Origin of the sequence: Sinomicrobium pectinilyticum (assembly GCF_003725735.1) — a bacterium.
Classification (GTDB): Bacteria; Bacteroidota; Bacteroidia; order Flavobacteriales; family Flavobacteriaceae; genus Sinomicrobium; species Sinomicrobium pectinilyticum.
Window position 1 is genome coordinate 14539 of the sequence record NZ_RJTM01000114.1, and the last position, 22479, is coordinate 37017.

12 protein-coding genes are annotated in these 22479 nt (G+C 47.0%); 4 read left to right on the top strand and 8 right to left on the bottom strand.

The annotated features are described in order from the left end of the window. Window positions 1–282: 282 nt before the first annotated feature. The 3 genes from ED312_RS17070 to ED312_RS17080 all read right to left on the bottom strand — a co-directional run bounded on the left by ED312_RS17070 (window position 283) and on the right by ED312_RS17080 (window position 6367). Window positions 283–1308: an IPT/TIG domain-containing protein gene (locus ED312_RS17070; protein ID WP_123217242.1), complete on the bottom strand. Its 1026-nt coding sequence runs from the start codon at window positions 1306–1308 to the stop codon at window positions 283–285. A gap of 65 nt (window positions 1309–1373) precedes the next feature. Continuing rightward, on the bottom strand, window positions 1374–3143 hold the full coding sequence (locus ED312_RS17075; RefSeq protein WP_123217243.1) for a RagB/SusD family nutrient uptake outer membrane protein: 1770 nt from the start codon (window positions 3141–3143) through the stop codon (window positions 1374–1376). Between the two features lie 11 nt (window positions 3144–3154). After that, on the bottom strand, window positions 3155–6367 hold the full coding sequence (locus tag ED312_RS17080) for a SusC/RagA family TonB-linked outer membrane protein (protein WP_123217244.1): 3213 nt from the start codon (window positions 6365–6367) through the stop codon (window positions 3155–3157). 481 nt (window positions 6368–6848) lie between these two features. On the opposite strand from ED312_RS17080, the gene ED312_RS17085 reads away from it, so the two are divergent. Beyond that, window positions 6849–7859, top strand: a complete 1011-nt coding sequence (locus tag ED312_RS17085) for a YncE family protein (RefSeq protein ID WP_123217245.1) — start codon at window positions 6849–6851, stop codon at window positions 7857–7859. A 150-nt stretch (window positions 7860–8009) separates the two neighbouring features. On the opposite strand, the gene ED312_RS17090 is transcribed toward ED312_RS17085, so the two are convergent. The 4 genes from ED312_RS17090 to ED312_RS17105 all read right to left on the bottom strand — a co-directional run bounded on the left by ED312_RS17090 (window position 8010) and on the right by ED312_RS17105 (window position 15189). Then, window positions 8010–9041: a family 43 glycosylhydrolase gene (locus ED312_RS17090; protein WP_206363276.1), complete on the bottom strand. Its 1032-nt coding sequence runs from the start codon at window positions 9039–9041 to the stop codon at window positions 8010–8012. Window positions 9042–9047: 6 nt separating this feature from the next. Then, window positions 9048–10460 (bottom strand): glycosyl hydrolase family 28 protein, encoded by a 1413-nt coding sequence (locus ED312_RS17095; RefSeq protein WP_123217246.1) that lies wholly within the window; start codon window positions 10458–10460, stop codon window positions 9048–9050. A gap of 65 nt (window positions 10461–10525) precedes the next feature. Then, window positions 10526–13306, bottom strand: coding sequence for a heparinase II/III family protein (locus ED312_RS17100; protein ID WP_170164546.1), 2781 nt, complete (start codon window positions 13304–13306; stop codon window positions 10526–10528). 2 nt (window positions 13307–13308) lie between these two features. Then, window positions 13309–15189, bottom strand: a complete 1881-nt coding sequence (locus ED312_RS17105) for a glycoside hydrolase family 97 protein (RefSeq protein ID WP_123217248.1) — start codon at window positions 15187–15189, stop codon at window positions 13309–13311. A 433-nt stretch (window positions 15190–15622) separates the two neighbouring features. Here ED312_RS17105 and ED312_RS17110 point away from each other — a divergent pair, with 433 nt between their 5' ends. After that, window positions 15623–16903 carry a prolyl oligopeptidase family serine peptidase gene (locus tag ED312_RS17110; RefSeq protein WP_170164547.1) on the top strand — a complete coding sequence of 427 codons (1281 nt, stop codon included), beginning with the start codon at window positions 15623–15625 and terminating at the stop codon, window positions 16901–16903. Window positions 16904–16985: 82 nt separating this feature from the next. Here the strand turns inward: ED312_RS17110 and ED312_RS17115 are convergent, their stop codons facing one another. Continuing rightward, entirely contained in the window at window positions 16986–17594 is a 609-nt protein-coding gene (locus tag ED312_RS17115; RefSeq protein WP_123217250.1) for an RNA polymerase sigma factor, read from the bottom strand. A 111-nt stretch (window positions 17595–17705) separates the two neighbouring features. Here ED312_RS17115 and ED312_RS17120 point away from each other — a divergent pair, with 111 nt between their 5' ends. Together ED312_RS17120 and ED312_RS17125 are read left to right on the top strand one after the other, a co-directional pair. Further along, on the top strand, window positions 17706–18863 hold the full coding sequence (locus tag ED312_RS17120; RefSeq protein ID WP_123217251.1) for a FecR family protein: 1158 nt from the start codon (window positions 17706–17708) through the stop codon (window positions 18861–18863). Between the two features lie 232 nt (window positions 18864–19095). After that, window positions 19096–22470 carry a TonB-dependent receptor gene (locus ED312_RS17125; protein ID WP_240643128.1) on the top strand — a complete coding sequence of 1125 codons (3375 nt, stop codon included), beginning with the start codon at window positions 19096–19098 and terminating at the stop codon, window positions 22468–22470. The last annotated feature ends 9 nt before the right edge of the window (window positions 22471–22479 follow it).

A 22479-nucleotide genomic window follows, 5' to 3' on the forward strand; every position in this document is an offset into this window, starting at 1 on the left:
TAAAGGTTTTTGGTGGTTATTTTTTTATAGTTTTTTCACTCCGGGGCTGATCTGTATTATTGGTGGTAACCTGTAATAAAAACCTCCCGGATGTACAGGTTCCTGCGGAAAGAGATGTCCTGCCGGGGCAACGGAAAACAATAAAGTCAGGCCATACTTTTTCATAACAGGTTTACTTTGAGATCGGGGGTCGGATGTTTTTAGCTGATCATGCTTAATACTGTTTTATGTATAAAAAGGCACCCCCTCCGGATTCGGGGGTACCCCTTTTAAAAGTCATTCTTAATTATCAGGCACTCCATAGAATTCCAGTTCGGCAACATTGCCATAACCGTTACCGCTGTAATAATAGATATACCGGTAGCTTTCTCCCCCGCTATCCAGGGCTGTCTCGGTATATTCCGTAGCGGAAGGAGTTTCCGAAATGGTATATAAGGTGGTATAGGTATTGAGATAATCGGGGTCATTGGACGCCCTGATCTCACCGCCTTCCATTCTCGAAGGATGGGAAGATCGCGGAAAATAGCGCACCCGGTTAACGAAAGCCTGCTTGCCCTCTCCCTGGTCAATACCGGCATAACCTTCGGCCGAGGGGGCATCGACAAAAGTTTCCTTATTCCCGTCAAAAGCTGCGGAAACATAGGTATCGGGATTATCGCCCCAGGAACTTTCATGGCCAAAAACCGTCCCTGCTAACTGAACTTCACCTATCAGGAAGAAAGGGCCTTCTATGGTCTGGGTATCCACATATATACGTATGGTCCCCGAAGTAGCGTCCGGCACTACCACCCGGATCTCCGAATCCGTGACTGACACTACCTCCGCAGGAGTATCGCCAAATGTTACCCTTATCATATCCGGGGCATTGCCGAAGTTGGTTCCCGTCAGCGACAGGATCTCTCCGGGATCGGCGCTCCCGGCGGACACGCTCAATAATTCGGCTCCCGGGATATATTCAAAATCATCTGGGGTCACTTTCTCATGTGTCCATACCCGGACAGTGATCGGACCGCTCCCGGCTTCTTCCGGAACTGCCACGACAATTTCCGTATCGGAATAACTGATAATTTCATCGGCCTCGGCACCATCAAATATAATATGCGCAGCTTCGGGAGCATCGCCAAAGTTGGTTCCGGAGATCGTCACAGGGGTAGTGGGACGACCTGACTTCGGATGAAAATCGCTTAATGTTATGTCCGGATAGGTCACGATATCCGGTTCAAATTCGGGTTTGCACGATACGGCCATGATAAACCCGCAGGCCACTGCCATAAAACCCGGCACATACTTTATAGTTGTTGTTCTCATTTTTACGAATCTTTTTGGGCACTCCCAATTGGTCACGGTCCGGGAGTGCCCCGGTTTATCGATATTTAGTAGCCCGGGTTCTGCAGGAGGCTTCCGTTCAGGTTGATCTCTTCTACCGGGATGGGGAGTAAATAATCTGAACGGGACCAGCTTCTGTTGGCTTCGGAATCTGCAACTATTGCCCGCTTCGGGCCCTCACCCGTATATGGTTTTACAGCCTCTCCGTATTGATAGGCTGAAGGGTCGTACAGGTCCGGATTGTTCTCATAATCCGTCCCTTCGATAATGGGGCCGAAAACAGGTTCGTTCAATACTTCTTCCGCAATTCCCCACCTCCTCAAATCATTGTACCTGCTGTTTTCCTGAAACAACTCTACTGTTCTTTCCCTTCGTATCTCCTCAAGAATATCCAGGTTATATGCCGCTGCCATGGCATTGGTAAGCGGGGCTACGCCCGATCTTTCCCGTACCGGATTGAGTGACTCGTTCAATTCGGCATCCGTGATCGTCCCGTTAAGTTCGTACAAGGCTTCGGCATAGATCAGGTATACCTCTGCCAGCCTGATGTGCGGAAAATCGGAAGACTCCGTAGCGGCTTCCCGGTAATTGGGGTAATCGTACGACCTGAATTTACGGTTCCAATGGGTATTATACCCCCCCTGAAGCATTGATTCGTCTGCGGGGAGCACCACCTCCTGCTCGTTGGTACCTCCGTAGGCATACAGCCTGTAGTCACGGTTTTCCCATTGCTCATTGACGGTTTGATATCCCTGGAATAAAGGCGATTTATCGATCGGCAGTCCATCGGTACAGAGAAACATGTCCATATAGTTCTGGCTCATGGAAGAGTAATAGGAAGCATGGCTGATATTGGTCCTTCCCTGGCGCAAAACATAATCGTATTTACTGTAAAAGATGAATTCCTTATTTGTGGATTTATCCAACCCGGCCGGATTGGACCCGCTGTCTTCCAGGTTAAAAAGATAGTACATGGTCAGATTGTTGAGTTCTTCATTGTAATTCCACAATTCAAACCCGCCGTTGTCCATAATATCCTTTGACAGTGTAACGGCCTGAGCGAGCATTCCGTCTACGGAAGGATACCCTTCCGGTTTTGCCGTTCCGGCACCTTCTGCCATACCGTCTCCGTCCGTAGTGGTGCCCACGTATTTTTCCCAGGTTGCTTCAAACAGAAGCGCCCTGGCCAAAAGCGATTGTGCGGCTTCCCTGCTTATATGGCCTTTGTCCGACGTACCGATACCCGCCTCCCTTGGCAGTCCTTCAATAGCTGCCTCCAGGTCATTTTTAACCTGGTAAAAAACCTCGTACCGGGAGTTCCTTTTCCCCATGAGTTCGGGAGAATTTATATCCAGTACCGTGGTTACCACCGGCACACCCCCGAATCTCTGAAGCAGGAAAAAATAATTGTAGGCCCTGAAAAACCTGGCTGCCGCTACATATTCGGCAATTTCTTCGGGTTCCCCGGAATACTCCCCGGCCTTTTCCAACAGGATATTATTCCCCCTGATGTACTTATAGGAATCTGTCCAGACCACATCGGTATTGGAAAGCGTTATATTTCCTCTTCCGTAATTGGTAAAATACAGGTTCAGGTCAGACCCCCGGTCCAAAAGAAGCTGCTGGGCATTGCCCCCGTCGTGCCAGTTCCAGGCCCACAGGTTATTGTAGAAGGCATTGGCAGCCGTCCTGAAATGATCGGCGGTCTTAAAATAAGAGGACTCTGATAGTGCATCCGGCCTTTCCAGGTCCAGGAATTCATCTTCGCAGGCTGTTGAGAGTAATATCAGCAGCAGTATATAATTAAATTTTTTCATCGCTTTCAATTTTAAAATGTCACGTTTAAACCCAGTGAATATGTTCTGTTGAACGGGTAAGAGCTATTGCTGCTGGAGCCGAATTCAGGGTCCCAGCCGTCTTTTACACTTGTAAACTCAAACAGGTCATTCCCTGAGAAGTACAGCCGAAAGCTGTCCATAGTATAATTTCCGATCTTCAGGTCATTGAAAGTATAGCCGACCACCAGGGTCTTCATCCTGATGTAACGGTTGTTCTGCATCATAAAATCATTGTTTCTCCAGTTCCAGGTAGCCCTGCTGGTCTGTACGGTTAACCGCGGATACACAGCATCCGGATTCTCTTCGGTCCATGTTTTGCCCCTGTATGCCGTGGTCTGGTTATTGCCCACTGTAACAAACGGATAGGCCATACCGTCGGTCCTTACTATATTTTGATTGAGCACCCCCTGAAAGAATGTACTGAGATCAAACCCTTTAAACTGAAATCCCAGGTTTATACCATAAGTGTAGTGAGGTGCCGCATCCCCCATATATTTCACATCTCCATTACCATCTACTGTAGTACCGGAACCCATAATAAGACCATTGCCATCCAGGTCCACTTTCCTTGTATCTCCCGGGCGTATGCGTATGGATTGATTTTCGGCATCGGGGATCTCCCCTCCGTTTCCTACCTGCGCATAGTAGGCCCCGATCTCTGCCTCACTGGCAAACAGCCCGTCTGTTTCATAAAGAAAATAAGAGTTGAGCGGGTATCCCTGTATGGTAGTATTCAGGCCTGCGTGATAGCTGCTGACGCCTTCCATGCTGACCAGTTCATTCCTGGTATCACTCATATTCACGGATATGTTGTATTTGAAATCCCCTATCCCGGACCTCCAGGAAAGTACGGCCTCCCATCCTTTCACCTTCAATACCCCGCTATTTGTTTTGGGGGCTTCTCCTCCCAGCATCTCAGGATAATTCACGGCGATCAACATGCCGTCGTTTTTCTTGGTAAAATAATCGAATGAACCTGACAGCCTGTGGTCCAAAAGCCTGAACTCAATCCCGTAATTGGCCATCCCTATCCGTTCCCAGGTACGGGTAAGGGTAGTCAGCCCGTTAACCCACGCGGCTGTCTGATTCCCGGCTTGTATACCGAAAATGGCTGTCCCCAGGCCTATGGCCGAGACATAATCATGGTTGCCTATGCCTACCTGTCCTCCCATTTCGCCATAACTGGCCTTGAGTTTAAGAAAGTCCACCACGGGAATATGCTGCATAAAGGGTTCTTCCGTCACTACCCAGCCCACAGAGGCCCCGCCGAAGTTCGACCAGCGGTAATCGGGATGAAATTTTGAAGATCCGTCCCTTCTGCCGGTAAGTTCCAGCAGGTATTTGTCTTTATAACCGTAATTAAAACGTCCCACATAGGAAAGGAAGCCCCAGTTGGAAGACCCTCCTGCATTGGTTACATTCTGCTCCAGCGACCCTACGTTCAGATCATAGATCCCATTATCCTCGAACCCCTGTCTGTATCCCTTTAGGTCATCGGTCTTTCTCAGTTCTGCCGTGGTACCGATCATTACGGCTATGTTGTGATCTGTCCAAAGCGATTTATTGTAATTCAGAAAAGCCCCGTAGTTCTGGTAACTGATATTATTCTTTTTCTTCTCAAACGAAGATACGGGATTGACGGATTCCGGTGCCCGTTCGCCAAACCAGGTATACATAGGAACATTGATCTTATATACTTCCTGGTCCCAGAATTCCTTGTCAATACTGGCCGTAGCCCTGAAATTCAGATCATCGGTAATATCTACTGTAGCCGCCATATACAATTTTAGCTGGTCGGCATAAGACTCATCCCGGCCGCCTTCCATAACATTGGCCACGGAATGTCTGTTCCCGGCAATACCAAAATTTGCATACCACTGCCCGTACGGGTTTTTAACAGGAAATAACGGGGGATCATAGGCCAGTGAAGTAATACCAAGGCCGCCAGAAGGAGCAGAAATATGGGATCTGAAATAAGATACGCCCGTTTCAAGACTTATCCGGTCTGAAATCTGATAATCGTGATTAAACCTCAGGTTATATTGCTTTTTTCCGTCATAAGCAGGCTTAAGGTTACCTATGTTTTCGGCATACCCGGCAGAGATCCTGTATTTTGATGTTTCCGAACCTCCCGAAACACTAAGGTTGGTCTGGTGCGAATAGGAGGTACCATACATATCATCAAAGCGGGAAGCATCGCCGAGATAAATATCTCCCCAGTATTCCGTAGTGTATACCCCGGGCCCTTCGGTCTGCATCCGCACAAGGGTTTCCCTGTTCACCCATCCCCAATACCAGGCGGTACCGGCGTAAGCCAGATCTTCATCGGTCGCTTCCATAAACATGCCCGCATATTTTCTTATACCGGAAACAGCAGGCCGTATCCCTATGGTATTTACACGAAAATTACTCGTTAAATTCACTTTGATTTTACCGGCAGCGCCCCTTTTGGTTTCCACCAGGATCACACCATCGGCGGCGCGGGACCCGTAAATGGAAGCCGCCCCGTCTTTCAGTACGCTTATGGACTCTATATCATCCGGGTTCATGTTGTAAAAAGCCTGGTCATTTACGGCCGGCACCCCGTCAATGACAATGAGTGGCGACCCCCCGTTTACCGAGGTGATCCCCCGTATTTGCAACTTGAGGTCTTCATTACCCGGCCTGGACGTGGTACGGGTCACTACCAGGCCAGGTGTTTGTCCCTGGAGCGAAAGTGCCGGGTTGGTAACCGCCCTGTCTTCAAAGACTTTCGCATCTACCTGTTCAATAGCTCCCGTAAGTGTCGCTTTCTTTTGCGTACCATAGCCAACCACTACAACTTCATCCAACTGGGCAAGGTCTTCCTCCAATGCCACATTAATGATACTCCGGTTGGCAACGGGAATTTCTACAGGCTTAAACCCTACGAAGGAGACCTTCAATACGGCATTGGCCGGGTCGTCCACCTCTATTTCGTAATTGCCGTCAAAGTCAGCCACCACCCCTGTCGATGTCCCCTTCACCATTACCGTCGCCCCCGGCAGGGGCTGCCCGTCTGTAGCCGAGGTGACTTTCCCGGTGACTTTCAGGAATAGCATCCCGTCATCTCCGCGAATGTCCCCGGAATACGCATACAGCCAGTTACACATGCTACATAGCCATAAAACACCGATGAGCCCCCGCATCCGTGTTCTTACTCTGGCGAAATCATCTTTTTTCATAAAAATATAGTTTTGGTTTTACCTCATCTCTTATCCCGCTGTCATCTTACCTTTAACCCTCCTAAAAAAGGCACGGCAGATGATCCCCGGAAAACAAGGTGTCGGATGAAGTCTTGATTTTAGAATACAATGATAGCCAGGGCAGCTTATAAGGAATATCAACTATGGTTCAATATTGATAAATTATCACCCATTTTAAAGTTTAAATGTTATTTAATACCGCGGAAAAATAGCAAATACCGAACGCACACCACAAAATCCCAAGGGAAGGGAGACCGGTTTACCTTTTTACGCAAAATGCAAAACCGCAGTACGCCCTGATAAATAAAAAAACTATATTTGTTAGAGTACTGAACGCAGAAAATAAAGCTTCATTTATTGCCCGCTTTTGCAATATTTCTGGATCATAAGTACAACATATTCAAAACAAATATGTGTATGGCAACAGCGCAGAAAAAATAAGTGTAAAAAAAACATAAACATGATCAGATCAGCATTTTTATTCCTGACCATACTCCTTGTTCAGGGAGTTTTACAGGCCCAGACCCCGGACGTTTTAGTGGTCAACAAAATAAAGAGTAATGCCAATCTGCCGGGGAGCCTTGCCTTCATGGACTACGAATCCGGAAAAGTAATAAAAACCGTTCCGGTGGGGAATGAACCGCACGAAGTCTGTATTTCTACCGATAAGAAATATGCCCTGGTGACCAATACGGGAAGCTACCGGGAACCCGGCAACACCCTTTCACTTATAAATATCGACCAACGGAAAGAGATCCATCGGATCGATCTGGGCGCCCTCTGGAACCCCCATGGCCTTACCTATCACGACGGTCTATTCTACTTCACGGCAGAGGGATCTCGTGTTATCGGGGCTTATGACCCCGAAGCAGATAAACTGGTGTGGATAAACGGCACCGGGCAGGACCAGACCCATATGCTGGTAGTTACGCAGGATGGCAAATATATTATAGCAACTAACCGCGGGTCCAACAGTATCTCCATTTATGAACGCCGCGGGGACGACCCTTTAAAAGCCGGTTCGTGGACACATACCATTTTACCGGTAGGACAAAATCCCGAAGGGCTGGACCTGAGCCCCGACGGCAAACAGGTCTGGGTAGGTTTACGCCATAACGGAGAAATTGCCGTGGTGGATATTGCCGGGAAAAAAGTGGTGGATGCATTTGACGTAGCCGAAGCGGAAGGCATTGCACGGGTAAAGTTTTCTTCGGACGGGAAATATCTCATCGCTGCCGATTCGCGCAGAGGTCATGTGATCTTCATAAACCCGGAAACACACAAAACCGTAAAAACCATAGCTTTGGGAGAAAGCACGGAACCCATTTTTATACATCCTGACGGCAAACATATTTGCGTAGGGGTCACCAGCGAAAATTTTATTGCGGAAATAGACCTGGCCACCTTGGAAATCTCCCGGAAATTGACCGGTTTTAAAGGACCGGATGCCATGGCCTGGATTGGAAAATAACACTACAACTTCCTGTAAAAACAGGATTGTATTCCTTTTCTCCATATCCTTTTCCATATATTCAAAATATTCAAACCGGGCTGAAACGGGAAACGGACGTATGACATCAGGCGGGAATAATAAATCATCCCATTTCCACCCGGGTCTCATTCAGTGCATAAAACCCGATATCCCCCGGGGGACCACTTTGCTGATATTTCCGTCCGTATCAAAGTTCAGGCTATCAATGGCCAGCTCACGAAACAGGGACCCATTGCTGTTGTCTCTGATCCGGTGATACAGTATATAGTCCTGCCCGTTCTCCGAAAAAACGGTATGGTGACCGGGCCCCAGTGTGGTGGAATCTCCGGTAGTAGTAAGTATGGGGCTTTCCGGGCCTTCTTTCCAGGGGCCGTAGGGGGTATCACTTATGGAATACCTTACTTCATAAGTGCCGTTCGTACATTTTCCGTTGGAATACATCAGGTAATACTTCCCGTTTTTCCTGAGCATAAACGGTGCTTCAAAATAGTTGGGCGGGGTTATATCCTTTATTTCATCCTCCTTATACGAAACCATGTCCTCCCCGAGCTTTACCACAAAACAGTGCCCGTTCTTCCAGTCCAACCCCGACCCCCAGTACAAAAAAGCCCGGCCATCTTCATCAATGAACGGTTCTGCATCGATCATGTGATACTCGGGGAACATGTTGCCCCTGATCAGGGGAGTACCATCCGGTTTTGCATTTTTCCACGGGCCCAAGGGGTGGTCCGCAACCCCGGCCCAGACTTCATTGTGCACTGTTACGTACATATAAAATCTGCCATCCTTACCTTTAATCACACCAGGGGCCCAAACCTTATCGTTACGTGATGTAGGGCTGCTACAGTCTTCCGGGTTGGGCCACCGGATATGCTTCCGCTCCCAGCTTTCAAAATCGGATGATTCCAGCACAACAAGCTCGTCCCCTCCCCAGGGATCGACCGTGGCATAGATATAATATTTGCCATTGTGTTTTACAATGGAAGGGTCCGCACAGGATATTTCGGAAATGGGGTTGCGTATTAATGCCGTTGTTTTCTCTGAAATTCTTGTTTCTTCCGATACTGTGGCCCGCGTCTTTTTCCGGCAGCCTGTTAACATGAGAAGCACGCATGTTCCGATGAGAGCCAGAATTTTCGGTGTATTTGTAATTTTCGACATTCTACTTTATTTTTTAAATTTTACATGCTTTACAAAATCCCCGATGATGATATCGCTTTCCTCCGGAGAAGTTACTTTTTTACCGTTGATCCTCACATTCTCAAAGGTTACCCCGTTGACAGCCCGGTCTTTGTTATATCCTTCGATCTGGGAAGGGTGAACACCCGACCCCTTGTATGTAATGTTCTTGAAATAAATGTTTTCGATAGACCTTCCCGGCCTGGTATTGTATTTCGGGTTATTCAGCACCCGCAAATCAAACAAACGCCCCTCCTGTATATCTTCTACCCGGATATCTTCATACGTCACATTCCGCACCAGGTTGTTATCTGCCGCTACGATAGCCATAGCGCCCAGGCAGCATGGATCATCTTCATCGTGTTCCAGGATATCGATGTTTGAAAAGGTGATATTTTCAATCGTATCCCCTTCGTTTTCTGTATTCCCATGGGCCCCGATATTGGTAGGATGGGCTATATCCGCCCAGAGAGTTGAATTGGTGATCTTATAGTTTCGTGCATCCCCGTAGAAATCCCAGCGGTGTGCATAAATGGCAATGCAATCGTCCGAATTGCGCATAAAAACGCCGTCGATCTCTACATCCGAGCAGCTCATCAGGTCGATGCCATCACTCCATCCCCTACAGCTAAATGAGGCCAGGTTTTTGATCTTCAGCCCCCTCGATTGCCCTCCGTAAACGGTATAATGCTTTGGATTCACTACATGGATCCCATCAATCTCCACATTTTCGGAAAACCGGATCTCCACGCCCCGTTCGGGTTCCAGGATGATACCCCTTCCGACGATGCGCACATTTTTAACGTTATTGCAGAGCAGTTTTCCCTTGAGTACCGCCCCGCCGTGAATATATACGGTCTGCCCGCTTTTGACCTGGAAGACATCTCCCGGCTTATCAGGGGCTTCATGCAGACCCGGACCGAAATAAACCACATCGGGGTCGTCGGGCTCCGGGCGGCTTTTTTCGATGGCCCGGGCAAAAAGGTGAAGGTTGTGAAGCCTGTCCCCGTTTACTTCTATGGAAATGTTCCTGGGTTTGTCAAGCGTAAATTGAATGATATTGCCTTTCACCTCCGGTGCGATCTTATAAGATAGTGGCCTGATGTCCACCGTATTCACCAACCCGTTGTTTTTCCTGATCTTTACCTCTACTGTCCCCGAAAAATCAAAATAGACCATGGAGGCATCCTGCACCCGGTCCATGTCTACCTGTACATTATACTCGTAAGCATCTTTCCACCGCCCCCCGGGAGTCCTCACCTGCACGGTAAAATCGTCATTATGCATGGAATAGAACAGCTTTTGGGGAACTTCATAAGTGACCAGGCTGTCCTGTGCTAAACCTGTGCCCGCCCATATAAAGCAAACAAACATCACAAAAACAAATAAAAACTTTTTCATCGACTTAAAATACATTTTACCCATTTCAAAAATTTAAAAACTACAGGTATTGAAAACCTGTCGGTTTAATCAGATATTTTCAGTTTTACCGGGGTATAATCCAATACGGGAAGATTAAAACGAACCTGTTTCGCTTTTTTATCTACTATCCCCCGGTAGCTGTTGCCAGCGGTATCTTCCAGTTGATAGTCCGCTTTTACATCATTCACGGAAATGTTCAGGCATGCCGGGGCTGTGGTCATCACATACCATTGCCCTTTATCAATCTCGAATGCCAGGGAAGCCGGTTGTTCGGCACGCAATGTATACTTTCCGCAACCAAGTGACCGGCCATGGCCCAGGAACATTTTAAGATTGTTATCCTGAACGGACACTACTCCGTATGTCCCGATGAGGGTTATATTCTTGTATTTCCAATCCAGATCACCGCTTGCGGATGACAGAATAAAATCTTCTCTTCCCGATCTGCCGGTCACATGGATACCGGCCTGCTCATTCTCGCCGAAATAATCCACAGACCGGATATCGGACTCCCCGTTCAGGGCAGGTTCATACACGGCGACAAAAGGACGGTTCCACGCTTCCCCGTTCTGCCGGATGACCAGGGTCGGTACCGGTAAGTCATTGAACGCTTCCGGGAGCGGTCCGTGCCGGAAAGCCATAGACTTCGGGCTCATAGCCGAGAAGATCTCCCGGTCCCTTTCGCCCTTTACCCAAAGGTTCATGGTGACGGTTTTGTCCGCCGTTTCCAGGTTAAACTGCCCGGTAAGATCTTCTTCGGATTCGACAGATTTTTTATCCCACATATAATCGTAGGCCATCAGGTCGCCGTCGCCAAAAGCCATTTTGGAGGAGGGTTCCAGATCCAGGGGATTTCCCTGCTTATCTTTCAGGTCCAGGCTTTGCCCCAGGTTGTGGTAAAAATATTCGTGTTTGACGTCCTTGCCTTCCCTTTGCCCGGATCGGAAAATATCGATATAATAACCGTTTTCTTCACCGGAAACAATGCCCATGACCCTTCGCTGGTCGCTATAGGTTTCGGGTTCCAGAAAATTCACATCAGAAAAGGTGAAACCCGGCAGGTTTCCTTCCCGTTTCCCGCTTTCGGGATAAGCTGCATTAAGGGTAAAGGCGTGATTGCTTTTCATTTCCGGATACCTGGACTTTCCGTTGACAATTACCGTGTTGTGGGCCGGGAACTGGGAGTAATACTCGGCATAGGCCGCGGAAAAGTAGCTGGGCCCGTTCCCGAGCTCAGGGGCCAACGGCAGGCCCTGTCCATAAAGTTCCATGGCAATGCCGTTTGAATGCATGTGATTGCCTTTGGAACCGATCTGGCTGATCATCAGGCCCGACTCCCCTGTACCCTGCCGTTGCACCAGCCAGCTGGTATTGGGTGCGTAAAACAACGGGGAAGTAAAGTCTTCGGGGTTGCCGGGGCGAATATCTTTCCGGACCTTAAGCGGGGCTTCGGCAAAGAGGTCTTCGATATGCCCGCCATTGAGCCCATCTGCATAACTGTTTTCATCAAACAGGGTCTTGAGCATACGGGTGAAAAAGACCTCATCGGTTTCCTTGCCGTATTTTTTGGCGTTTTCGATCATATACAATACCGGGCCGGCCTCCAGTTTTCCATAGTGTCCGTCTCCAAAGGCCACCCGGTATCCATTGGGGTAAAGGTATTGCGGTGCGGCAATGACCGCCTGCCGGAGTACGGGTAGTTTTGCTATAAGGTCAATGTCAAAGGTATGATCGTAAAATGCTGCAAAACGGATAAAATCGCGGAGAACACCCAATGCATAGCCGGGACTTTCATTCCAGATACCCGTGTCCGGATCGTACCCGTAATCAATGAGTTTGGTTAGCGACCATTGGCGGGTACTGTTTTGATTGGTGATCCGGTCGAGATAGTATTGTGCCCCTTTGCCGTTTTTGTAAGCCGAGTCATTTTCCAGTACCAGGGCTATACGGCATACGTGCCCGGCCTGGAAGAGGTTCCAGTTGTTGAAACTCACCCCGTTTTTGATCACCTGGTCGGCCCACTTCTGAAGGCTGGCACTATACAACGCGATCTTGCCTGGGTAGTTGGCCGAAATGTAACCATGCAGAAAATCATAAGCCTGGGTAACTTCTGCAATGTAATGTTCCTGTATCACTTCAAAGGAGGTCAGCCCTACCAGGGTTTGATGGTGCCCATGGCTCAGGTCTGTGGGTTCCGCCCGGTAATAAAGTCCGCTCAGATAAGTATCGAGTACCCCGAAGGCAAGTCTGGCATAGGCTTCCTTACTGGTGTACCAATACATAAAAGCGGCATCCCTCGCTATTTCCAGGATGTTCCGGTTGACGGACTCAACAATCCTGGCCGAGGAAACCATATCGGCCCACTCCCACTGCTTATTATCCCTTCGCTGGAGATACAACCCCCGCTCGTCATCCATATAGGGTTTGACATCCTCCAACCGTGGCGTAAAATAATCGGTACGGTGGTCCCTTGTCCCCGGAAACCTGACCGTAGGAACGGGGGCTTCTCCCTCTGCGTGGTCGTACTTTCCCCCGTCGATATAAACTTGTGTCGATCTGGTTTTCCAGTACATCTGGAGCCTGGACAACAGCCACTCCGGATCTTCTTCGCAATGGTCCAGGTATGGGGACAATCTTTCTTCGGTTTTGTAAATGACCTGCTGTGCCCACTCTTCCTGAGCAACAAGTTGCCGAACGGCTTCCCCGGACATTCTTTTACCGAAACATCGCGGGTGCACATCTCCGATATCGGAAGGTACGGGTAACTGTGCCATACCCGTCACACCTGTGCCCATACACAGGATAACGGCCAGAACAAATTTCATAATCACCGTTCTCTTACACATATTGCTACACCTCCTGATGCTTTCAGCTTTAACTTCATTTTGGTCGACGCCGTCACCCTTTTCTCTGTCAGGGACACCTGTGTCCGGGTCTTTACGGATTCATCATCCCGGTAAAGGGTGGCGACGTATTTTTTGTCCTTGTCGAGAAAATCAAAGTTGAGTTCGATCTCCCTGGCGTCATTATTGGTAATCCCTCCGATAAACCACCCGGCTCCGGATCGCCTGGCCGTAACGATATATTCACCTATCCGGCCGTCCAGCACTTTGGTGTCATCCCATACCGTAGGTACTTTATCAAAAAATCCGATCTCGGGCTCTCCCTGGTAATCGGTGGCTTTGTCATACCAGAACAGCGTTTGCAAGGGGCTGTACATTACTACCGATAAAGCCAGCTGATGTGCATGGGTGGTTTTGATACGCGGCGAGTAGTAGCACACGGTATAGTCTCCCATTCCGGCAATACCACGGGTAAAGGGTAATATGGTATTATGGGTGGCATCGGGCATTTCTTCATTGCCGCGAATGCCTTCTACGGTCATAATGTTGGGCCAGGTACGCTGCTCGCCCGTTAGGCGGAATTCATCGTGAATATTGACCATCAACCGGTTTTCGGCTGCCCGCTGTACCGATTCGTGCAACCATTTGGTCCAGCGATGGGACCCCACCTGTACAAAACCGTATTTTACGCCCGCCAATCCCCATTCCCTGTAAAGGGGGAACATCTCAAAATCCTGCCTGGCGAGTGCCTGCTGGTTGACATATACCCAGACCCCCACGCCTTTTTCCTTACCGTAACGAACCACTTCCTTCAGATCGAGATCAACATCTACGGTGGTCGCATCCGAGTCCCAGCTGAAATTATCGCCATACCAGCAACAGTCAAACAAAACATACTGCAGGTTGTGTTCTGCGGCAAAATCTATCCAGTCTTTGGCTCCCTCATCGGAGAGCGTGAGATCGCGCACAATTTTTCCGGGCTTGATCCAGGAAGTATCGTCAATTGCGGAGGGGGCGTTCAGGTTAAGCAAAATATCGTTGTGTTCGATGAGTTCACCGGGAGTCTCCGCAGCCATGATCACTCTCCACGGCGTAGCAAAATACGGCACTTTATCTACCGGCTCGTAGAGCGCCGTCTTTACGGTATTGGGCTTATCCCGGGCCAGTTCAAACTTTGTACGGACAAAATCCACCATAGCCGCTTCTGCCAGGCAGGCATACAGGCCGTTTTCCAGTTCCAGGGTGAGGGGCCTTTCGCTTTCCGCCGGCCATTCGGCCAAAGGCATTTTTGTGAACGGTCCCTGTGCCCAAGGCTCAAACCAGGCCTGCGTACCTTCCGGAAAAGTGAATTCCGTATTTTCTTCGGTTATCCTATAATAAATACCCGTCGGGTTGGTATGGAAATAATACCGGATGGCCACCCCTTCGTTATAGGCTCTCAACTGGATATCCATTTTATAGTTCGCGCTGGTCTTTTGTTCAAAAGAGAGGGTCAGTTCGTTATACTTTTGCCGTATGACAGAACGTTCGCCGTAGACCGGTGTCCAGGTGGAGTCTACCATATGGACCATGGCTTTTTTCAGTACAAGTCCGTCCATCCACGGAGTTCGGGGTTTTTCCTTAATGGCCAGGGCCCACTCGGAAAGGTGGTTGTCCAATTTAATCCGTAACCGGGATGATCTGATCAGGGGTTTCCCTTTGTAGTCTACCCTGTATTTAATCTCCCCGGAATTATCTCCTGTTATGGTCAACTGATAGCTTCCGTCGGGGGAGGCCAGTAATTTATTCCAGTCCCCGGCCTGCACCCGGTTGAATACAAGCAGGGCCAGGCATATCCAAAGCGTCTTGTTTAATCTGGTGATCATTGATTTTTATTAAATATTTTACAATGTTATCAAAAAGGTCGTTAAGGGCGTATCAAATATGTTTCAAAGTGTATAAACTATGTGCCATTTGAAATTCCCTGCGTCTCCGGAACCCCGGACTCCTGCATTTCTTAAAAAATATCTTCATTCAAATATAGTACCTTTACTGAAGGCCGTGACCCCTCTTCCGGCATGTTCTTTAAGGGAAACCGGCCCTGTTCACAACAGAATACCAAAACAATAGGGGTTGCCTGAAACGAAAATCCACCGGGTATACGAAGTGGGAATATCAGGGCTTCACGATCCGGATCACGGAACGGGAAAATCTGTCTTAAGGCGTTGTGATTTGATTCGTGACCGGGAAAGATATTACAAAAATCATTACCTTTAAGTTGAAAAATCCTACGAAGGAGCTATGCTAAAAACAATAAACATGAAAAGCATCCGGTTTTTATTTCAGTTAATGGGAAGTCTTGCAGTTATTGGATGTTCCACCGGCAATAATACAAGGGAACCGATAAATATAACGGCCATAAATGAAGTGTTTGGCGACGGGCTCAAGAACACGGGAGTCATCCTGGAATACGATCAGGAAATTGATAATGACGAATTAAAAAAAACAGCTTTTGAAGTAACCGGCAGAAAAATTTCAAAAATATACGCCAACCGGTTACCCGAAAAAACGGATAAGGGAAAGAATGGCAAATACATTATTATCGAATTGTCACAGGCTGATAAAACCTTCGTCTCTTCTGTTCAGAAAAAGGGTCCGCAAACCAATATTTCAGAACCCGGAGTCATTATAAAGCAAACGGGGATTGTAACAACAACAAAAGGCGGATCACTACAACCGGGGGACAAGGTTTATGAAAACAATAAAACCCGGAACCTCGTAGCGGATGATTTCCTACAAAAGGTATATGAGGATAACGAAACGGGTTTAACGATCAATTACAACCTGTTTGTCCCCAGCGATTACGACCCGGAAGAATCCTATCCTTTGGTATTGTTCATGCACGATGCCAGTGTAACGGGAAACTCAACCAAAGCCACCTTATTGCAGGGAAATGGCGCCACGGTGTGGGCGACGCCTTCCGAACAGTCCAGACACAAAGCATTTGTATTGGCGCCCCAGTTCTCAACCCGGATAGTAAATGATAACTGGGAAACTACGGACGACCTGGATGCCGTCATTAATTTAATCAAACACTTACAGAAAGAATACAGTATTGATAAAAACCGCTTGTATACAACCGGGCAATCGGGGGGATGCATGATGTCAATAGCCATGAATATCAAGTACCCGGCCTGTTTTGCAGCCTCATATTTGGTAGCGGGGCAGTGGGACACCGAAAAAGTCAGCCCGATGGCTGACGATCATATCTGGATTATGGTGGCCGAAGGAGATGAGAAAGCATATCCCGGCATGAATGCCATAACAAAAGAACTGGAGGCCCACGGAGCCAAAGTAAGCCGGGCAGTCTGGAACGGGCAGTCATCACCTCCGGAATTTTCCAAACTTGTGGAAAAAATGGAAACCGAAGACAGCAATATAAAATATGTAGCGTTACAGAAAAATACGGTCGTACCGGAAGGGGTTGAAGAAAATCCCGTGGAAAACCACATGTACACGTGGAAAATCGCATATAATATAGAAGGGATCAGGGATTGGCTGTTTCAGCAAAAAAATGACCGGATACCGGCAGAGAACTGATTATCCGGACTCCGTAAAGGCAGAACCGGCCGGAAAGCGGTTCCGGAACAAAATAAAAAAGAGCGCTTGTAACGCAGTTAATTCACCCCTCTTTTCGGTTGTACGGATTATGGAAATCCACTTTCCCCAACAACAGGAACAGCAGGGGCCTGCTTTTGTCCGCCAGTCTTTTTCTCAGTATACCGAAAGCTTTGGTAATATGAGATTCTACCGTTTTTACCGAGATATTCAAATAATCGGATATTTCAATATTGGTCAACCCTTCTTTCCTGCTTAAGATAAAGGCTTCCCTGCATTTGGGAGGTAAGTTGTCTATTTCCTTTTTTAATTGCTTTATTCTCGATTCCAAAAGACCGTCATCCATGTCCTTCGTAATATTATCCAGGGTCTCATAATACTTCTTTTCCAGTACCATGGTGGACCTGTTTTTCTTGTACTGGTTGATAAATTCATTATAGACCGATTTGAAAAGATAGTTTTGAACTGAAGATGTAATATAGAGCTGACGCCTGTTTTCCCATGTCCTCAGAAAAACATTCTGGAGGATGTCTTCTGCCATTGCACGATTGTCTGACAGCGACAGGGCATAACCGTATAATCTTTTGTTATACCTGTCAATGAGATAAACATAGGCCTTTTCGTCCCCTTCCTTTAACCTGTTTATCAGAAATGAATCTTCACAGTAGTTCATTACAAAAAAGTGTATTGTGTACACAAAAAAAGTTAAATTAAATAAATAATTCAAAAAAAACACAGGATAAAATCAGGGTATTGAAAATCTGCTTTGTCATTACTTAAAAAAATGTCAGGTCAGAAAATAGAAAATAGTATTGTCAGGTACCTTTCGGGTGAAGCCACCTCGGAAGACTTGGATATTTTGACGGATTGGATCCGTATTGACAATAACCTTCTGATCTTCACATCCTATGTTGAGCTGCATTACCAAACCATTACAGCTATGAATGATCCGGATACGGAGAAGATCAAAAGGGTTCTTTTGGAACGGATGAAAAAGGATAAAAGGGGATTTTCGGTACATAAAATCAAACCTTTTTTAAAATATATAGCTATCGGCCTGCTGTTTTTCTCCATGGGCTATCTGCTGAGACAGGAAATTTTCGGAGAAAAGGAAAACCGCAGCCTGATATCGGAACAGAAAAAAGTGACTATCGTACTGGATGACGGAACCGTTAAAACCGTTGAGCCGGACAATGAGGGGGAATTGGTGGATTCCAGAGGAAATATCATTGGCCGGCAGCAGAAATCCAAATTGACCTATTCCCGTTCTGCGACGTATGATAAGATGATATACCATACCCTAAAAGTGCCTTATGGAAAGCGGTTCGATCTGGTACTTTCGGATGGTACACAGGTGTTACTGAATTCCGGAACTTCCCTGAGATATCCGGTTGAATTCCGGAAGGGGTCGGTAAGAACGGTCTATCTGAACGGGGAAGCGTATTTTGAGGTAACTGAGGACAAGGAACATCCTTTTATAGTAGATGCGAATAAGGTACAGGTCGAGGTTCTCGGCACCGAGTTTAATGTATCTCATTATCCGGAAGATCCCGCTATTAATACGGTTTTGGTCTCCGGCACTGTTTCCCTGCGGGCCACCGAAGAAGACGGCCTTAAGCAGGAACCCGTGTTGCTGAAACCCGGTTATAAAGGAGAATGGGCTAAACACCGTGCCAAAATCAATGTTGAAAAGGTCAATACGGAAATATATACTTCCTGGACAGAGGGAAAACTCATTTTCAGCAACACCCCGTTTCTGCAGATCAGGCGGGCCCTGGAGCGCCATTACAATGTAGAGATAGCAAATAATGACGCAGCACTGGATGAGCAGCGGTTTGATGCCATCTTTGACGTAGAAACCATAGAACAGGTATTGGAATCTTTCAATAAAAGTTATTCTATTGAGTATGAGATAAAAGATAACAGGATAATCATTAACTAACCAAAAACAAGCATTTATGATTCACCACGATCATTAACCATTTTATTTCCGCAGTAGTTCCATAAGCCCGAACCGCTCAAAAACCAGTTTATATAAGTATTAAAACAACCTGCCTTGTCCGCGTTGAATTTAAGGAGGCAACGGGGCAAAAAAAACCGGAAAATGATGCCACATTTTCCGATTAATAGCCAGTTGATTTAATTCTTGATCAACCAAGTAACATTGTAAAATTATGAAAAAACTTTTGAATGCAAAGGTTACACCTTTTTGTACCCTGAAATTAAGCTTAAAGATGAGGATCACCATTTTGTTAACGGTTCTTTCCCTGTTTAACGTACAGGCAAGCACATACTCCCAGACTTCGAAGATTTCACTGGATATGACAGAAGTTTCCGTTCTGGATGTACTGAAAGAGATTGAACACACCACAAAATTCAAATTCCTGTTTAATCGGTCTCACATTGATGTCAACAGAAAGGTTTCCATTAACGTCAATAAAAAACCGGTAGATACCATTCTAAAAGAGATCTTTAAAAGTACCCCTGTGGAATTTGAAGTTTACGCCCGGCAGATCATCCTGAAAAGATCTACGCCCTCTGTCAAATCCCCGGTCCCCGATCCGGCAACCTTCAATGCCCTTCCGCAATTAACGATCAGCGGAACGGTCACAGACGCTAACCAGGTTCCCCTCGCAGGCGCCAATATTCTGGAAAAGGGGACTTCCAACGGGGTTATTGCGGATTTTGACGGGAACTATGAAATAAAGATAAATGACCCTGACAACGCCGTTCTGGTATTCTCTTTTGTAGGGTTTTCCAGCCAGGAAGTCCCCGTAAACAATCAAACCTCTGTCCACGTAACATTACTGGAAGACCTGGCTCAACTGGATGAAGTCGTGGTCGTGGGTTTTGGTACGCAGAGAAAAAAGGATCTGACGGGGGCTGTGGTAAGTGCCAATATAGAAGATTTTAAACAAGCTCCGAATACAAATGTTATGCAATCGATGCAAGGTACCGTACCAGGTTTGAATATCGGGCAGGTTACCAGTGCCGGTTCAACCCCCTCCATTGAAATACGGGGCACAAATACTATTTCAGGTAATAGTAATGTCTTGATAGTTCTGGATGGAATTCAATATAACGGGTCTTTATCCTCGATCAATCCTAATGACATTGCTTCCGTAGACGTATTGAAAGATGCCAGTTCTACCGCTGTTTATGGTGCTCAGGCAGCCAACGGGGTCATCCTGATCACAACCAAACGGGGTGAAAAGGGGCGTAAACCGCAAATCTCATTCTCCACTTCATATGCAACACAGACACCTACGGTTGACCTAAGGCCTTTAAACAGGCAGGAGTATATAGACCATGTACGTGACCTCTTCTGGGACCAGTCCTATTTGAATGATGGCACTCTCAATCCGGATTATGACATTACCAATGGTTTTGCCCCTGTTTTTTTTGACGGTAACGGCAATCTTAAAGATAATAATTTCGATTGGTGGAATGCGGGTACCAATGAAGGCTTTATTAGTAAAAACGAACTGAGTGTTACCGGCGGAGGCGAAAATTTCAGTTATCTGATCTCAGGGGGCCTCACCAGTCAGGAAGGTTTTATAATCGGCGATAAATTCAAGAGAAAAAGCCTTCGTGTAAATCTGGAGTCTCAGGTTACCCCCTGGCTTAAGCTTGGCATACAAAGTTTCGGTTCTTTTATCAATCAGGACGGGGCCGAACCGAACATACGGAATTTAATGATACAATCCCCGCTGCTCCTGCCTTATGACGAAAACGGGGAATTGGTCATAAATCCATTTAACACATTGGATGTCAATCCGTTTACATCGAGCGATGTGGATGATTATGAACGCCATGATTATTTCTTTGCCAATATTTATTCTGAGATAGACCTCCCATTTATAGAGGGTTTAACGTACCGTTTTAATTACGGGCAGAACTACCGCCTGGACAAACACTACCAGTCCAGCATCTATGGTGCCGGCTTAACAGGTGAAGCCTATAAAAACAACACAGAATATTATGATTATACTTTTGACAACATTCTTACCTATAATAAGAATATCAATGAAGATCATAGCCTTACGGCGACCTTGCTTTACGGGGTCATAGAAAGACAGTCTTCCACAACCAATGCCAGGGCCAACGGGTTCAGCAGATTGAGCCTGAGCTATAATAGCCTGGAGCTGGGCGAAAACCAATTCACGGTCTCCGATGCATGGGACGAAGCACTGGAATACCAGATGGCGCGTATCAATTACAAGCTTAAGAACAGGTACCTTCTGACAGCAACATTAAGGCGCGATGGTTTTTCAGGCTTTGCGAAAAAGGAAAAATACGGCCTGTTTCCCTCCGTAGCATTGGGCTGGATCATATCTGATGAGTTTAAAATGCCCGATGGGATAAGCCTTCTCAAACTCCGTGGCGGTTATGGTATAAGTGGAAATCAAACTGGCAGGTATTCATCATTGTCGGCCATAACCACATCCAATGCCTATATTTTTGGAGATGACGGCACCACTCTCATCGGCCAGGAAGTCGGCACATTGGGGAATTCGGACCTGAAATGGGAAAAGACCGCAGGAATAAACATTGGCCTGGATTTCAACTTTTTTAACGGCCGTATTAACGGAAGCATGGAATATTACAATAATAAAACCAAAGACCTTCTGTTCAGCGTGGTATTGCCAAGATTGTCCGGGTTCGACAGAATCACTTCAAATGTGGGTGAGCTTGAAAACAGTGGTTTTGAACTGCTGCTGACCACACAAAATGTGAATAGTCAACATTTTAAATGGAGTAGCACCCTCACCTTTTCTACGAACAGGAACAAAGTCGTGTCCCTCCTGGGAGTTGACAATGACGGCGATGGCCGGGAGGACGATCTCACTGCGAGCGGCCTTTTCATCGGCCAACCCCTTGGAGCCATTTATAACTATGAGATAGACGGTATATACCAACTTAACGATGACATCCCTTCCGGCTACTATCCGGGGACCTATCGTATCGTCGATCAAAATCCGGGGGATTCCGATGCGTACGACATCAACCCAACGGACGACCGTGTTATTTTAGGACGTAGAGAACCGGCCTATCGTACAGGTTTACTGAACAAATTCGAATACAAAGGACTTTCGTTAAGTGTTTTCCTCAATACCATCCAGGGAGGTAAGAACGGATATCTCGGGGACAATTCACATGCTACTTCGCGTGGGACCAATACTCTGATATGGAACCGCATCAGCGCCATTGATTACTGGACACCCGGAAATCCCGACGGAGAGTATCCGCAATCGGTATCCACCCCTTCCATTACGCCCAATCCGTATTACGACCGCAGCTTCGTCCGTTTACAGGATGTCAGTTTGTCTTACCGGTTTCCGGAGAAACTCCTGGAAAAAATAAAAGTAGCAGACCTGAACATATTCATCAGTGGAAAAAACCTTCATACATGGACAAAATGGAAAGGTTGGGATCCCGAGGCCAATGTTACTGATAACGGTAATGTAACTGCTTATGGGCTGGGTATGATTGTAAATGGCAGGCCGGTAATGAAAGGGTATACCCTGGGACTTAATATAACATTTTAAAATATTCAA

Bases quoted from the DNA above. Each gene is read 5' to 3' on its own strand.
- ED312_RS17070 (WP_123217242.1), bottom strand. From the start codon at position 1,308: ATGAGAACAACAACTATAAAGTATGTGCCGGGTTTTATGGCAGTGGCC.
- ED312_RS17075 (WP_123217243.1), bottom strand. From the start codon at position 3,143: ATGAAAAAATTTAATTATATACTGCTGCTGATATTACTCTCAACAGCC.
- ED312_RS17080 (WP_123217244.1), bottom strand. From the start codon at position 6,367: ATGAAAAAAGATGATTTCGCCAGAGTAAGAACACGGATGCGGGGGCTC.
- ED312_RS17085 (WP_123217245.1), top strand. From the start codon at position 6,849: ATGATCAGATCAGCATTTTTATTCCTGACCATACTCCTTGTTCAGGGA.
- ED312_RS17090 (WP_206363276.1), bottom strand. From the start codon at position 9,041: ATGTCGAAAATTACAAATACACCGAAAATTCTGGCTCTCATCGGAACA.
- ED312_RS17095 (WP_123217246.1), bottom strand. From the start codon at position 10,460: ATGAAAAAGTTTTTATTTGTTTTTGTGATGTTTGTTTGCTTTATATGG.
- ED312_RS17100 (WP_170164546.1), bottom strand. From the start codon at position 13,306: ATGAAATTTGTTCTGGCCGTTATCCTGTGTATGGGCACAGGTGTGACG.
- ED312_RS17105 (WP_123217248.1), bottom strand. From the start codon at position 15,189: ATGATCACCAGATTAAACAAGACGCTTTGGATATGCCTGGCCCTGCTT.
- ED312_RS17110 (WP_170164547.1), top strand. From the start codon at position 15,623: ATGAAAAGCATCCGGTTTTTATTTCAGTTAATGGGAAGTCTTGCAGTT.
- ED312_RS17115 (WP_123217250.1), bottom strand. From the start codon at position 17,594: ATGAACTACTGTGAAGATTCATTTCTGATAAACAGGTTAAAGGAAGGG.
- ED312_RS17120 (WP_123217251.1), top strand. From the start codon at position 17,706: ATGTCAGGTCAGAAAATAGAAAATAGTATTGTCAGGTACCTTTCGGGT.
- ED312_RS17125 (WP_240643128.1), top strand. From the start codon at position 19,096: ATGAAAAAACTTTTGAATGCAAAGGTTACACCTTTTTGTACCCTGAAA.